The sequence below is a fragment of the Streptomyces typhae genome (assembly GCF_009755605.1).
GTDB classification, from domain to species: domain Bacteria; phylum Actinomycetota; class Actinomycetes; order Streptomycetales; family Streptomycetaceae; genus Streptomyces; species Streptomyces typhae.
In genome coordinates, this window is the sequence record NZ_WPNZ01000009.1 from 371,988 (window position 1) to 385,990 (window position 14,003).

The 14,003-nt window shown below is 71.8% G+C and carries 12 protein-coding genes; 9 read left to right on the top strand and 3 right to left on the bottom strand.

The window, feature by feature from the left end:
* The 4 genes from GPA10_RS18955 to GPA10_RS18970 all read left to right on the top strand — a co-directional run bounded on the left by GPA10_RS18955 (nt 1) and on the right by GPA10_RS18970 (nt 4,217).
* Nucleotides 1–825 carry a sugar phosphate isomerase/epimerase family protein gene (locus GPA10_RS18955; RefSeq protein ID WP_058845578.1) on the top strand — a complete coding sequence of 275 codons (825 nt, stop codon included), beginning with the start codon at nt 1–3 and terminating at the stop codon, nt 823–825.
* Complete coding sequence (locus GPA10_RS18960; RefSeq protein WP_198351637.1) at nt 822–1,589, top strand: TetR/AcrR family transcriptional regulator; 768 nt, start codon at nt 822–824, stop codon at nt 1,587–1,589. The genes GPA10_RS18955 and GPA10_RS18960 overlap by 4 nt, the downstream gene beginning before the upstream one ends.
* A 151-nt stretch (nt 1,590–1,740) precedes the next feature.
* Complete coding sequence (gene ilvD / locus GPA10_RS18965; protein ID WP_157166500.1) at nt 1,741–3,594, top strand: dihydroxy-acid dehydratase; 1,854 nt, start codon at nt 1,741–1,743, stop codon at nt 3,592–3,594.
* 224 nt (nt 3,595–3,818) lie between these two features.
* Nucleotides 3,819–4,217, top strand: coding sequence for an SH3 domain-containing protein (locus GPA10_RS18970; RefSeq protein WP_079085915.1), 399 nt, complete (start codon nt 3,819–3,821; stop codon nt 4,215–4,217).
* A 102-nt stretch (nt 4,218–4,319) separates the two neighbouring features.
* Here GPA10_RS18970 and GPA10_RS18975 read toward each other — a convergent pair whose 3' ends face one another.
* On the bottom strand, nt 4,320–6,740 hold the full coding sequence (locus GPA10_RS18975; protein WP_343041076.1) for a protein kinase domain-containing protein: 2,421 nt from the start codon (nt 6,738–6,740) through the stop codon (nt 4,320–4,322).
* Between the two features lie 217 nt (nt 6,741–6,957).
* On the opposite strand from GPA10_RS18975, the gene GPA10_RS18980 reads away from it, so the two are divergent.
* The 4 genes from GPA10_RS18980 to proC all read left to right on the top strand — a co-directional run bounded on the left by GPA10_RS18980 (nt 6,958) and on the right by proC (nt 10,304).
* Complete coding sequence (locus GPA10_RS18980; protein WP_425505775.1) at nt 6,958–7,494, top strand: EamA/RhaT family transporter; 537 nt, start codon at nt 6,958–6,960, stop codon at nt 7,492–7,494.
* A gap of 157 nt (nt 7,495–7,651) precedes the next feature.
* Complete coding sequence (locus GPA10_RS18985) at nt 7,652–8,515, top strand: ABC transporter ATP-binding protein (protein ID WP_425505776.1); 864 nt, start codon at nt 7,652–7,654, stop codon at nt 8,513–8,515.
* A 102-nt stretch (nt 8,516–8,617) separates the two neighbouring features.
* A complete protein-coding gene (locus GPA10_RS18990) occupies nt 8,618–9,355 on the top strand; it encodes an ABC transporter permease (RefSeq protein WP_107450088.1) in 738 nt (245 codons plus the stop codon).
* Between the two features lie 136 nt (nt 9,356–9,491).
* Nucleotides 9,492–10,304 (top strand): pyrroline-5-carboxylate reductase, encoded by an 813-nt coding sequence (gene proC, locus GPA10_RS18995; RefSeq protein ID WP_157166501.1) that lies wholly within the window; start codon nt 9,492–9,494, stop codon nt 10,302–10,304.
* Nucleotides 10,305–10,437: 133 nt separating this feature from the next.
* On the opposite strand, the gene GPA10_RS19000 is transcribed toward proC, so the two are convergent.
* A complete protein-coding gene (locus GPA10_RS19000; protein WP_157166580.1) occupies nt 10,438–11,028 on the bottom strand; it encodes a cysteine hydrolase family protein in 591 nt (196 codons plus the stop codon).
* 170 nt (nt 11,029–11,198) lie between these two features.
* On the opposite strand from GPA10_RS19000, the gene GPA10_RS19005 reads away from it, so the two are divergent.
* Entirely contained in the window at nt 11,199–12,239 is a 1,041-nt protein-coding gene (locus GPA10_RS19005; RefSeq protein WP_343041088.1) for a GlxA family transcriptional regulator, read from the top strand.
* On the opposite strand, the gene trpS is transcribed toward GPA10_RS19005, so the two are convergent.
* Nucleotides 12,125–13,204: a tryptophan--tRNA ligase gene (trpS, locus tag GPA10_RS19010; RefSeq protein WP_079085913.1), complete on the bottom strand. Its 1,080-nt coding sequence runs from the start codon at nt 13,202–13,204 to the stop codon at nt 12,125–12,127. The genes GPA10_RS19005 and trpS overlap by 115 nt on opposite strands.
* Nucleotides 13,205–14,003: the final 799 nt, after the last annotated feature.

The following is a 14,003-nucleotide window of genomic DNA, read 5'->3' on the forward strand; positions in this document are numbered from 1 at the left end:
GTGGTGGAACCAGTCGTGCGCATCCCGGATGCGAAGGTCGCCCTGTCGACGGCCTCCGTCTACCCGGAGTCGACGGCGACGGCCTTCGAGATAGCCGCGCGCCTCGGCTACGACGGTGTCGAGGTGATGGTGTGGACGGATCCCGTCAGCCAGGACATCGAAGCCCTGCGCCGCCTCAGCGACTACCACCGGATCCCCGTACTCGCGGTGCACGCGCCCTGCCTGCTGATCACCCAGCGGGTCTGGTCCACCGACCCCTGGGTCAAGCTTCAGCGCGCCAGGACCGCCGCCGAGAAGCTGGGCGCGTCCACCGTCGTCGTGCACCCGCCGTTCCGTTGGCAGCGCAACTACGCCCGTGAGTTCGTCGAGGGCATCTGGCGGATGGCCGACGAGACGGACGTGCGGTTCGCCGTGGAGAACATGTACCCCTGGCGCTACCGCGACCGCGAGATGCTCGCGTACGCGCCCGACTGGGACGTCACCAAGGACGACTACCGCCACTTCACGATCGACCTCTCGCACACGGCGACCTCCCGCACCGACGCCCTCCAGATGATCGACCGCATGGGCGACCGCCTCGGCCACGTCCACCTCGCCGACGGCAAGGGCTCCGCGAAGGACGAGCACCTGGTGCCGGGGCGCGGCACCCAGCCCTGCGCCGAACTCCTGGAACGCCTCGCGCGGAGCGGCTTCGACGGCCATGTCGTGATCGAGGTGAACACCCGGAGGGCGATGTCCGGTGCCGAGCGCGAGGCCGACCTGGCCGAGGCGCTCGCCTTCACGCGGCTGCACCTGGCCTCGGCGGTGAAGGTGCCCCGCCGATGACGGACCGCCCCGCCCCCGCACCGGACCGCGCGCCCGAGCCCCCGCAGCCCCAGGCTCAGGCTCAGGCCCAGGCCCAGAGCCAGGCCCAGCCCCAGAGCCAATCCCAGTCCCAGCCCCCCACCCCGCGCCGCCGCGGCCGCCCCACCCGCACCCAGTCCGCCCAGGGCCCCGCCACCCGCGAGGTGATCCTGGACGCCGCCCGCGCGCAGTTCTCCGAGCGCGGGTACGAGAAGGCCTCCGTACGGTCCATCGCCAAGGCGGCCGGGGTGGACTCGGCCCTCGTGCACCACTACTTCGGCACCAAGGAACAGGTCTTCGCGGCGGCCGTCGAGGTGGCCTTCGCGCCCGCGTTCCAGGCGCCCGGCGCCGTGGAGGCCGGGCCGCCCGAAGAGCTGGGGGAGCGGCTCACCCGCTTCATCCTCGGCGTCTGGGAGAACCCGGAGACCCGCGCGCCGCTCCTGGCGATCGTGCGCTCCGCGGTCAACAACGAGACGGCGGCCGCGGTCTTCCGCGACCTCGTCACCGGGCAGGTGCTGTCCCGCATCGCCCGCGGCCTCGACCTGCCGGACGCCGAGCTGCGCGCCGGGCTGGCCGCGGCACAGCTCGTCGGCACGGCGATGCTGCGGTACGTGATCAAGGTCGAGCCTCTGGCCTCGGTGGACCTGGAGCAGATCGTGGCTCGCGTGGCGCCCGTCGTACAGGGGCATCTCACCGCCGACCGGACCCGCACCGGCCGGCCGGGGACCGCCGACCAGGCCCGCTGACCAGCCCCGCACACCCGGGCGCACCGCGCTGAGACAGCCGTCCCGCCATCCGGACACCCTGTCCGGATCTTGGATCACCGGCGTACGCTCGACGGTAGTCACACCTGCCCCGAACATGCCGCGCAGCATGACCCTTGAGGAGCGAGCGACGATGCCCGAGCTGAGGTCCCGCACAGTCACCCACGGCCGCAACATGGCGGGCGCGCGCGCCCTTATGCGGGCCTCCGGGGTACCGGGCGCGGACATCGGCCGGAAGCCGATCATCGCCGTGGCGAACTCCTTCACCGAGTTCGTGCCGGGCCACACGCACCTCGCGCCCGTGGGCCGCATCGTGAGCGAGGCGGTCCGGGAGGCGGGCGGCATCCCGCGCGAGTTCAACACCATCGCCGTGGACGACGGCATCGCCATGGGCCACGGCGGCATGCTGTACTCGCTGCCCTCCCGCGACCTGATCGCCGACTCCGTCGAGTACATGGTGGAGGCGCACTGCGCGGACGCCCTGGTCTGCATCTCCAACTGCGACAAGATCACGCCCGGCATGCTGATGGCGGCCCTGCGCCTGAACATCCCGACGGTCTTCGTCTCCGGCGGCCCCATGGAGGCGGGCAAGGCCACGCTCGTCGACGGCACCGTCCGCAAGCTGGACCTGATCAACGCGATCAGTGACGCCGTGAACGAGAACATCTCGGACGAGGACATCCTCCGTATCGAGGAGAACGCCTGCCCGACCTGCGGTTCCTGTTCCGGCATGTTCACGGCCAACTCCATGAACTGTCTGACGGAGGCCATCGGCCTCTCCCTGCCCGGCAACGGCTCCGTCCTCGCCACGCACACGGCCCGCAGGGCCCTGTACGAGCGCGCGGGCGCCACGGTCGTGGAGTTGACCAAGCGGTACTACGAGCAGGACGACGCCTCCGTCCTGCCGCGCAACATCGCCACCCACGCCGCCTTCGAGAACGCCATGGCCCTGGACATCGCCATGGGCGGCTCCACGAACACGATCCTGCACCTGCTCGCCGCCGCCCAGGAGGCCGGTGCCGGGTACGACCTCAACGACATCGACGCCGTCTCGCGCCGCGTGCCCTGCCTCGCGAAGGTCGCGCCCAACGTCGCGCCGACCACGACGTACTACATGGAGGACGTGCACCGCGCCGGCGGCATCCCCGCGATCCTCGGCGAGCTGTACCGCGGCGGGCTGCTCAACGAGGACGTGCACACCGTCCACTCCCCGTCCATCAAGCAGTGGCTCGACGCGTGGGACATCCGCAGCGGCTCGGCCACCGACGAGGCCGTCGAGCTGTGGCACGCGGCCCCCGGCTGCCGCCGCTCCGCCGAGGCCTTCTCGCAGTCCGAGCGCTGGGACACCCTCGACACGGACGCGGCCGGCGGCTGCATCCGCGACGTCGCGCACGCGTACTCCAAGGACGGCGGGCTCGGCGTCCTGAAGGGCAACCTCGCCGTCGACGGCTGCGTCGTGAAGACGGCCGGTGTCGACGAGTCCATCTGGACCTTCGAGGGCCCCGCCGTCGTGTGCGAGTCGCAGGAGGAGGCCGTCGAGAAGATCCTCAACAAGCAGGTCGTCGAGGGCGACGTCGTCGTCATCCGCTACGAGGGCCCCAAGGGCGGCCCCGGCATGCAGGAGATGCTCTACCCCACCTCGTTCCTGAAGGGCCGCGGCCTCGGCAAGGCCTGCGCGCTCATCACCGACGGCCGCTTCTCCGGCGGTACGTCGGGCCTGTCCATCGGCCACGCGTCCCCGGAGGCGGCGTCCGGCGGCACGATCGCCCTCGTCGAGGACGGCGACCGCATCCGCGTCGACATCCCGAACCGCTCCATCGAGCTCCTGGTCGACGACGCCGAACTGGACCGCCGCCGCGAGGTCCTGGGCGGCGTGTACGCCCCGAAGTCCCGCGAGCGCAAGGTCTCCGCGGCCCTGCGGGCGTACGCGGCGATGGCGACCAGCGCGGACAAGGGCGCCGTGCGGGACGTGTCGAAGCTGGGCTGACGGGACATGCCGGAGCCGGGCTCGCGGGACATGCCGGAGCCGGGCTGAAAATCGCCGCGGGCAGGAACCGATCCGTCCAGGTGGGGAACTGATCCCTCCACTAAGACGCGAAGACTGTCCTGCTTTGTCCTGCAACTGGTCCCCCGCGCGGGCGCGTCTAGGGTGTGGAGAACACGCCATGGGCGGCCCGCGCCGCCCGTTTCACGGGGGAACGAGGTAGCAGGATGAGCAGCGAGGAACTGACGGTCGCCGCTGGGACGGGCGGGGCCGAAGCGGTGACCGAGCCGGGACCTGTCGTCGAGTCGGGACCCGTCGCCGAGGCGGAGGCGGTGGCCGAGGCGGAGGCGGTCGTGGCGGCCGAAGCGGTCGTCGAGGAGGCCGCGGCCCGCACCTACGCCGTCGTCGCCGACGTCAACGTCCGCTCGGGCCCCGGCACTTCGTACGAGAAGGTCGGCCGCGTGAAGGCGGGATCCCGCGTCACCATCAGCTGCCAGCGGCCCGGCGAGACGGTCACGGGCCCGACCGGCACGTCGAAGATATGGGACCGGATCGGCAGCGGCCGCTATGTATCGGACACATACGTGCGGACGGGCAGCAACGGGTACGTGGCGCCGCGCTGCTGACACCGCGGCCACCTGGGCCGGGCTCGTCGGAGCCGCGCCGTAGGAGCCGCGGCCCCCGGGACCCTGCCCGGCCAACCGGTGTACGAAGCCGCCGACGTCCCGTTACTCGGACTTCGGCGGCTTCTCCGTGTCGAAGGCGTACAGCAGGTTCCCCGAACCCGACACGAGCGCCACTCGCCCCGCGAACGCCACGCGCGGACTCGTCCCCGCCGAGCCGACGCCGTCCACCTGGGGGTCGCTGGTCCACTGCCGGCGGCCGTCGCGCGGCGACAGCGCGGCGACCCGCCCGCCGCTCGACGCGAAGTAGAGCGCGCCGGGACCGGCGGTCGGGCCCGAGGTGCCCTCCACGCCGGTGTGCCGGGCCCACTTGAGCCTGCCGGTGGCGGCGGCGACCGCGCTGACCCGGCCGCTCTGCTGGGTGAAGTACACCGTGCCGTCGATGAGCAGCGGCGTGCCCCCGTACGGCGTGCCGAGGCGCGACGTCGTCACCTTGCCGTGCGCCGCGTCCAGGCGCAGCACCGCCTCGTACTCGACGACGTCGAGCCTGCCCACCCGCTGCCGCACCAGGACGAGCTGCCCGTGCTGCGCGCCGAGGGCCACCACCGGTCCTTCCAGGCTGAAGGACCGGCCCGGCTCGCCCGAGTCCAGGTCGACGACGCGCACCGTGGCCCGCTGCGGCCCGCCGGTCGCGATCTGCGACTTCGGCACGCACATCAGGTACGCGCGGGCACCCGCGGCGAGCGGCGCGCACTGGCTGCCCGCCGGGAACGGGTACGTCCACAGTGTCCGCCCCGAGCGGGCGTCATGGGCCTGGACGGCGGTGCCCGCGGCGTCGGTCGTCAGGACCGCCGAGCCGACCATGACCGCGTCGGGGGCGCCGGGGCCCGCGACGGCGGAGGACTGCGCGCTGAACGGCGCGGACCACAGCTCCTTGCCGCGCGCGGAGTCGAGGGCGACGACCTCGTCCTGGCCGCCACCGCCCTGGGCGGCGAAGCGGTACGCGATGACGACGGGGGCGGAGCTCTTGGCGGAGTTCCCGGCGGCTGCGGGGTGGCTTCCCTTGTCGACGCCGGGCCCCGCATCGCCGGTGCCGGTGCCGGCACCGGTGCCAGTACCCGTACCCGCGCCTGTCCCCGAGGCCGCGCCCGCACCCGTACCCGTACCCGAACCAGCTCCGGCGCCGCCCGTACCCGCGAGCCCCGCGATGTACGTGTCCTGTACCGGGACGCCCGGCCCGTCGACCTCCCACAGCCGCTTGCCGTCGGCGACCCGTACGCGGGTGGCGACCATGCCGCCGCCCCCGCAGTACGCCGAGTCGCCGTGCGTGACGCAGCGCACCTCGTCGGGGATCTTCGCCCGTCCCGCCGGCACGTTCTGCCGCCAGGGCCGGAACCCGTCCGGCAGGGCCTGGCGGCTCGCGGCCACCGTGCGCCCCTTGCCGTCGGGGTCCTTGTCCGTGTCGTCGTCGGAGGCCCGGCTCAGGAGGGCCAGTCCCGCGCCGATGACGGCGACGGCGGCGACGGCGGCGAGCACGGGGCGCCAGCGGCGGCGCGCGGACCGGGCGGCGGGCCCGGTGGCGGACGGCGAAGTGGACTGGACGGCGCCCCGGGCGGCGGGGGAGAAGGCACGAGCGGCAGGAGCGGGCGTGGCACCGGTGTCCCGGCCGACCTGGGTCTCGGTGTCCCGGGTGCGGCTGCCGCCCGTGACGACCGCGAGCTCGGCGGGCAGGTCCCGCAGCAGCACGAGGAGCTCGTCCACGGAGGGGCGGGCCGCCGGGTCCTTGGCGAGGCACGGCTCGACGACCACGCGCAGCGCGGGCGGTACGTCACCGAGGGCGGGCGCCTCGTGCACGACCTGGTACGCGGTCATGTACGGGGAGTCCGCGTCGAACGGCCCCTGCCCCGTCGACGCGTACACAAGGAGCGTGGCGAACGAGAAGACGTCCGACGAGGGACCGACCCCGCGCGGGTTCTGCAACTGCTCCGGCGACATGAACGGCGGCGTGCCGATCACGCGACCGGTCATCGTCAGCGTCTGCTGGTCGGCGGCGCGGGAGATGCCGAAGTCGATGACGCGCGGCCCCTCGGGGGACAGCACGACGTTGGACGGCTTCAGATCGCGGTGGACCACGTCGGCCCGGTGGATGTCGCGCAGCGCCTCCGCGAGCCCGATCGCGAGCGAGCGCAGATCGGCGCCGCCGATGGGCCCGCCCTGGGCGATGCGCTGCGCGAGCGTCGGACCCTCGATGTACGCGGTGGCCATCCACGGGTGCGTCGCCTCGGGGTCGGCGTCGACGACGGCGGCCGTGAACGCGCCGCTGACCCGGCGGGCCGCGGCGACCTCCTGCCGGAAGCGGGTCCGGAACTCGTCGTCGTCCGCGAACTGCTGGTGGATCAGCTTGATCGCGACCGGCCGCCCCGACGCCGTACGGCCGAGGAAGACGGTGCCCATGCCACCGGAGCCGAGGCGGGCCTCGACCGGATAGCCACCGATCTCCTCAGGGTCACCTGAGCGGAGCGACACCTTCGACCTCCCCGTCCCGGTCGTCCCGTACACATTGCTGGTCCGCACAAACTAGCGGCCGGGTACGGACGCAAAGCAAGGCGGGTGACGAATACGGCGCGGCGGCAATCGGCGTACGACCGCGCGCGCCCTCCTGGGGCGCACGGCGTCCGGCGCCGCGGCCGCCCGCCCCACCGCGTTCACGACGGGGGGCGCGGGCGGGGCGATAATCGACGACGTGAGCGAAGAATCCCCCACCGCGAAGCCCGCGGACGCCGAGACCACCGCAGCGGCCGCCGTCGGCGGCACCCCGGCGGGCCCGCGGCCCGAGCCCATCCGCTTCTTCGGCACGACCTGGGTCGACCACACGGACCGCTACGGTCTCCGGCGCGCGGGCGTCGCGGTCGGTTCGCTCGCCGCGGCGGCCGCGGGCTGCCTCGTGCTGCGCTTCGCGTACCAGGGACTGGCGATCGCGGACGTGGGGGCGTTCGTCAATGTCCTCGTCGTGATCATGTTTGCGATCTGCAGTGCGATCGCGTTCCGGCGTACGTGGGACGGGTTCGGCAAGCGCCACGACCCGCAGTCGGTGGCCTCGATGCGCAGCCTGATGACGATCGGCTTCATCGGCTCCCTGCTGGCGTACTTCTTCCGCGCCCTGAAGGAGGCTCCCGGCGAGCAGCTGCACCGGAAGGAGTACGAGAAGGCGCGCGTGCGGTACGAGAAGCGGACCGCCCGCCGCGCGGGCCACCCGTCGAAGCGCAAGCGCCGCAAGTAGCCCACGCGCGGTCCCGCGCCCCACGCGAAGCCCCCTTCTCGCCCGCAACGCCCCACCCGCACCGCCACGCGGCTGTCCGCGTCGGCGGTGCTTCGGCATGTCCGAAAGCGTGCGCCGCCCTTGACGCGGGGCGCTGTAGGCGACGCATAATCATCACATGATGAATATTCGAGCGTCAGGTCCAGGGACAGAGACAACCGGCACAGACACAACCGGCACAGACACAACCGGGACAGACACAACAGGGGCAGAGGCATCAGGGAGGCGGGCAGAAACAGGGGCGGCCGCGATCCGCGCCGAGAACCTCACCGTCGTACGCGGCCCCCGCACCGTCCTGCGCGACCTCCGCTTCACCGTCCCGCGCGGTCAGATCACCGGCCTGCTCGGCCCGTCAGGGTGTGGGAAGTCCACGCTGATGCGGGCGATCGTCGGCACCCAGGCACGGGTCACCGGCACCCTGGACGTCCTCGACCACCCGGCGGGCACCCCGGAACTGCGCTCCCGCATCGGGTACGTCACCCAGGACCCGTCCGTGTACGACGACCTCACGGTGCGGCAGAACCTGGAGTACTTCGCCGCCGTCCTGGCCCCTGGCCGAGGCCGCGCGGCCACCCGCCGCCACGAGAACGTCACCCGCGCCATCGCCGACGTGGACCTCACCACGCACGCCGACGCGCTCGCGGGCACCCTCTCCGGCGGCCAGCGCAACCGCGTCTCCCTCGCGGTCGCCCTCCTCGGCGCCCCCGAGGTCCTCGTCCTGGACGAGCCCACCGTCGGCCTCGACCCGGTGCTGCGCCGGGACCTGTGGGACCTGTTCCACACCGTCGCGGCCGACCGCGGCACCACGATCCTCGTGTCCTCGCACGTCATGGACGAGGCGGAGCGCTGCCACCGGCTGCTCCTGATGCGCGAGGGCGAGATCCTCGCCGACGGCGCCCCCGACGCCCTGCGCGCCCGCACCGGCGCGGAGACGGTCGAGGCCGCGTTCCTCCGCCTGGTGGACGAGGCCAACGCGAGCTGACGCTCACGGGTCCCTCCCCCCACCCCACGTCACCTGACCGCACCCGCACGCACCCCAACGCACCCCACCGCTCCGCACGACCTCACCTCACGGAGAATCGAGATGAACCTGCACCGCACCCTCGCCACCGCGGCCCGGGTCCTGCGCCAACTCCGCCACGACCCCCGCTCCATCGCCCTGATGATCCTGGTCCCGTGCGTGATGCTGCTGCTCCTGCGCTACGTCTTCGACGGCAGCCCGGACACCTTCGACTCCATCGGCGCCTCGCTCCTCGGCATCTTCCCCCTGATCACGATGTTCCTGGTGACCTCGATCGCCACCCTGCGCGAACGCACGTCCGGCACCCTGGAGCGCCTCCTCGCGATGCCCCTGGGCAAGGGCGACCTGATCGCGGGGTACGCACTCGCCTTCGGCACCCTGGCCGTCGTCCAGTCCGCGCTCGCCACCGGCCTGTCGCTGTGGGTCCTCGGCCTGGACGTCACCGGATCGGCCTGGCTCCTGCTCCTGGTGGCACTCCTGGACGCCCTGCTCGGCACGGCACTCGGCCTGTTCGTGTCCGCCTTCGCGTCGTCCGAGTTCCAGGCGGTCCAGTTCATGCCGGCGGTGATCTTCCCGCAGCTCCTCCTCTGCGGCCTGTTCACGCCGCGCGACCAGATGCAGCCCGCCCTGGAGGCGGTCTCGAACGTGCTGCCCATGTCGTACGCCGTCGACGGCATGACGGAAGTCCTGCGCCACCCGGACCTCACCGGCGACTTCGTCCGCGACGCCGTGATCGTGGCGGGCTGCGCCCTCCTGGTCCTGGCCCTGGGCGCAGCTACCCTCCGCCGCCGTACCCCCTGACCGACGACACAGCCCACTCCCTCTCTCCCTCCCTCGCCCGCCCCCGGTTGCCGTCCGCCCACCGGACACCCGATGGCCCCGCAGCCACGCGATGCGAGGATGGCCCCCGAACGACGCACCCACGGGAGGCCCGTCCATGAGCCAGAAGGTCGCCGTCCTCGGCACCGGCAAGATCGGCGAAGCCCTGCTCAGCGGCATGATCCGGAGCGGTTGGGCGCCCGCGGACCTGTTCGTGACGGCCCGCCGCCAGGAACGCGCCGAGGAACTCCGCACCCGCTACGGCGTGGAAGCGCTCAGCAACGCCGACGCGGCGAAGCGCGCCGACACCCTGATCCTGGCGTGCAAGCCGCAGGACATGGCGGCCCTCCTCGCCGAACTCGCCCCGCACGTCACTCCCGGCACTCTCCTCGTCAGCGCCGCCGCGGGCATCACGACCTCCTTCATCGAGGAGCGCCTGCACGAGGACACCCCGGTCATCCGCGTCATGCCGAACACTCCCGTACTCGTCGACGAGGGCATGTCCGTCATCTCCGCCGGCAGCCACGCCAGCACTGCCGACCTGAACCACGCGGAGGCCATCTTCGGCGCCGTCGGCAAGACCCTGCGCGTCCCCGAGACCCAGCAGGACGCCTGCACGGCGCTGTCCGGATCAGGCCCCGCGTACTTCTACTTCCTCGTCGAGGCCATGACCGACGCGGGCATCCTCCTCGGCCTCCCGCGCGACAAGGCCCACGACCTCATCGTCCAGGCCGCGATCGGCGCCGCCGTCATGCTCCGCGACAGCGGCGAGCACCCGGTGAAACTCCGCGAGAACGTCACCTCGCCCGCGGGCACCACCATCAACGCCATCCGCGAACTGGAGAACCACGGAGTGCGGGCGGCCCTGATCGCAGCCCTGGAAGCAGCGAGGGACCGCAGCCGGGAACTGGCCTCCGGCAACAACGCCTGAACGCCGGTGCGGCAAGGCTTTAGCCTGTCCGGCGTTTGAGGACGAGGCGCGGAGCGCCGATAGGGCTGGGGTCCAGGGGGCGCAGCGCCCCTGGTTACGGTAAAGGGGCGGGCCTGGGGCGCCCCGCGAAGGCCTACCCGGCGCCCCCCACCACCTCCTGGGTCATGACGACCCGAGCAAACCCCCCGCCGTGCAGAGAAACAGCCGCCCCCCGGGCGACTTCCTCCGCACCGAGCGCCCACCCGAACGGCCCCACAAGATCAAAGGTGTACGTCGCGTCATACGCGAACACCACCTCGTACCCGAGATTCCCACCCATCCGCGCAGTGGTCTCCGCACACATATTGGTCTGAATCCCGGCCACCACGATCTGCGAGATCCCCGCGGCCCTCAGCCACGCGTCCAGATCCGGCGTCCCGTAGAACGCGGAGTTCACGGTCTTGGTGACCAGCAGCTCACCCCCGTCACCGCCCCCCTTCCCGCGCCGCTTCTCGACGTACTCCTTGAAGTCGTTGCCCTCCTGCCCCGGCCGCAGCGGCGAATCGGGCTTGGGCGAGTCGTGCCGCACGAAGACGACCGGCCGCCCCGTCGCCTGCCAGGTGTCGATCAGCGAGGCGATGTTGTCGTCGGCCCCGGGGTTGTTCCGCGGCCCCCAGTGGTCTTCCTCCTCGAATCCCTTCTGTACGTCGACGACGACCAGCGCCGCGTTCTCCGCGATGTTCAGTGTGTTGTCCATGCCCACGATGCTGCCGCCGGGAATCTCCACCCCCCAGACCTACAAAAGCCACCGTTCGATGGTTTACTGCCACCGTGCCCGCACCCCACCACCTCGTCCCCGGGCCAGGCCCCGCCCGCGCCCACGAGCCCAGCCACGTCGCTCACCCTCCGCAGCGCATCGCCCTGCTGGCCTTCCCGGGCATCCGCTCCTTCGACGTCTCCGTGATCACCGAGGTGTGGGGCACCGACCGCACCGACCGCGGCGTACCCCCCTTCGACCTCCGCCGTGTGGCCGCCGACCCCGCGCCTGTCCCGATGCGCGGCGGCCTTGCCCTGACCCCCGACCGCGATCTCGCCTGGCTCGACCGCCTGTCCGGCACCGACCTGCTCCTCGTGCCGGGCCTCGACGACCACGTGACCCCCGCGCCCCCGCCGGTCCTCGCGGCCCTGCGCCGCGCCCACGCCCGCGGCGTCACCGTCGCAGCGCTGTGCGGCGGCGCCTTCACGCTGGCCCAGGCGGGTCTCCTCGACGGCCGCCGCGCCATCACCCACTGGAACCTCGTCGACCTGCTGCGCACCCACCACCCCCGGGTCGCCGTCGTACCCGACGCCCTCTTCATCGAGGACGACAACATCTGGACCGCGGCGGGCACCGCGGCGGGCATCGACCTGTGCCTGCACCTGGTGCGTGTCGCCCACGGCTCGGAGGCGGCCGCGACCATCGCCCGCTCGATGGTCACCGCGCCGTTCCGCACCGGCAGCCAGGCACAGTTCATCGAGCGCCCCACGCCCCGCGCCGACCGTGACGCCGACGCCCTCGCCGCGGTCCGTGAATACGCCCTCCGTCACCTACAGGAACTGCTCACCGTCTCCGACCTGGCCGCTCGGGCGGGCATGTCGGCGCGCTCGTTCGCCCGGCACTTCACCGCGGCGACCGGCACCACACCCCTGCGCTGGCTCCTCGACCAGCGCGTCGCCGCCGCGCAGAAGCTCCTCGAACGCACCGACCTGCCCATGCCCGAAGTGGCCCGCCGCGCGGGCTTCGGCAGCGAGATCACGATGCGCCAGCACTTCGCCTCGCGCCTCGCCACCAGCCCGCGGGCCTACCGCGCCGCGTTCACCGGCACCGCGGCATCAGCACCCCCGCCGACAGCCGCAGCGCCCCCGCCACCGATGGTCACCGCCGGCGCGGGCGGCAGCAGCCCGATCGCCCGATAGGCGGCGTCGACCGTCGGCCTGGACATCTCCCGGGCCCGCTCGGCCCCCGCCCGCAACACCTCCTCCACGTAGGAGGAGTCACGCACGAGTTCCCTGTGCCGCTCCCGCACGGGCCGCAGCAGCTCCACCACGGCGTCGGCGGTGTCCTTCTTCAACGCTCCGTACGACTCGTACGCACCGCTCAGGTCCTCGGGGTCCCCACCTTCACTGGCGGCGAGGATCTCCAGCAGATTCGAGACCCCGGGCCGGTTCTCGCGGTCGTACACGACCTCGCTCCCGCTGTCCGTCACGGCGCGCATGATCTTCTTCCGCACCGCGTCGGGCTCGTCGAGCAGATAGACGATGCCCGCACCCGACTCGTGGGACTTCCCCATCTTCGACGTCGGGTCCTGAAGGTCCATGACGCGCGCCGCCACCTCGGGCCGGGTGGCCCGCGGCACCGTGAACGTCTGCCCGTACCGCTGGTTGAAGCGCACCGCGAGGTCCCGCGTCAGCTCGACGTGCTGGGTCTGGTCCTCACCGACCGGCACCTCGTCGGCGCCGTACGCCAGGATGTCCGCCGCCATCAGCACCGGATAGGTGAGCAGCGAGAGCCGCACACTGCCGCCCCGCGCCTGTTCGACGGGCGCCTTCTCCTTGTACTGGATCATCCGGCGCATCTCCCCGTCGGACGCGACGCACTCCAGCAGGTACGACAGCCGGGCGTGCTCGTCGACATGGCTCTGTACGAACAGGACGCTGCGCTCGGGGTCGATGCCCGACGCGAGGAGCAGCGTCGCCGCCTGCCTGCTGAGCCTGCGCACCCGAGCGGGGTCGTGGTCCACGGTCAGTGCGTGCAGATCGACGACACAGAACACCGAGTCGGCCCGGTGCTGGTCGACCTCGGCCCAGCCCCGAATGGCCCCCAGGTGGTTCCCGAGCGTCAGGTGCCCGGTCGGCTTGACCCCGCTGAAGATCCGCGTCATCTCTTCTCTCCACTTCCGGAACGGGGCCGCCGACCCGGCGACCGGGTTCAGGACCTCCGGAGGGAGATACGCGAACGGCCGCCGAAGCGGCGGCCGTCAGGTGCATGCGTGGGACCGGCCGCCGTCAGGCGGCCCACCACTGTTGGGTGCGCGCGTGCGTAGTCATGCCCCCACCGTAGCGCTCCGAGGCCCGAGGTTGACACCCCCTGAGCCGGTACGTAGTGTTCTCCGAGTTGCCCGACGTGAGCGCCGATCTCTGGTCGGTCCCCGGGCGGCCATTCCGCAAGAACACTCAAGCGATCGATGCACAGCCTTCTCGTTGTCCACGAGCAGTCTGCCGTCGCCTCGTTTTCATGTGCTTTTGCGAAATGAGGAGTCCGCGTTCGAAAGGACGCCCCGATTAGGTCGGGAGCCGAGATTCCGCTAAAGTCTCACTCGTCGGAGCGGCCCAACAGCCGCAAGGACAACCCCGGTTGACTGGGAATCAGGCCCGAAAGGATCTGATAGAGTCGACACCGCCGGAAGGCCGAGAGGCCGGAAAGCACCGAGGAAATCGGATCGGAACGGGAAGCCGGAAAGATCTGATAGAGTCGGAAACGCAAGAACAAGAGGAACAAAAAGAAACACCGAAGGGAAGCGCCCGGAGGAAAGCCTGAGAGAGTCTCTCGGGTGAGTACAAAGGAAGCGTCCGTTCCTTGAGAACTCAACAGCGTGCCAAAAGTCAACGCCAGATATGTTGATACCCCGACTCACTCCGGTGAGTTGAGGTTCCTTTGAAAAAGTCCTGTACGGCCGATGG

Excerpts from the sequence above, each read along its gene's own strand:
- GPA10_RS18960 (WP_198351637.1), top strand. The coding sequence starts at position 822 with ATGACGGACCGCCCCGCCCCCGCACCGGACCGCGCGCCCGAGCCCCCG.
- ilvD (WP_157166500.1), top strand. The coding sequence starts at position 1,741 with ATGCCCGAGCTGAGGTCCCGCACAGTCACCCACGGCCGCAACATGGCG.
- GPA10_RS18970 (WP_079085915.1), top strand. The coding sequence starts at position 3,819 with ATGAGCAGCGAGGAACTGACGGTCGCCGCTGGGACGGGCGGGGCCGAA.
- GPA10_RS18985 (WP_425505776.1), top strand. The coding sequence starts at position 7,652 with ATGATGAATATTCGAGCGTCAGGTCCAGGGACAGAGACAACCGGCACA.
- GPA10_RS18990 (WP_107450088.1), top strand. The coding sequence starts at position 8,618 with ATGAACCTGCACCGCACCCTCGCCACCGCGGCCCGGGTCCTGCGCCAA.
- proC (WP_157166501.1), top strand. The coding sequence starts at position 9,492 with ATGAGCCAGAAGGTCGCCGTCCTCGGCACCGGCAAGATCGGCGAAGCC.
- trpS (WP_079085913.1), bottom strand. The coding sequence starts at position 13,204 with ATGACGCGGATCTTCAGCGGGGTCAAGCCGACCGGGCACCTGACGCTC.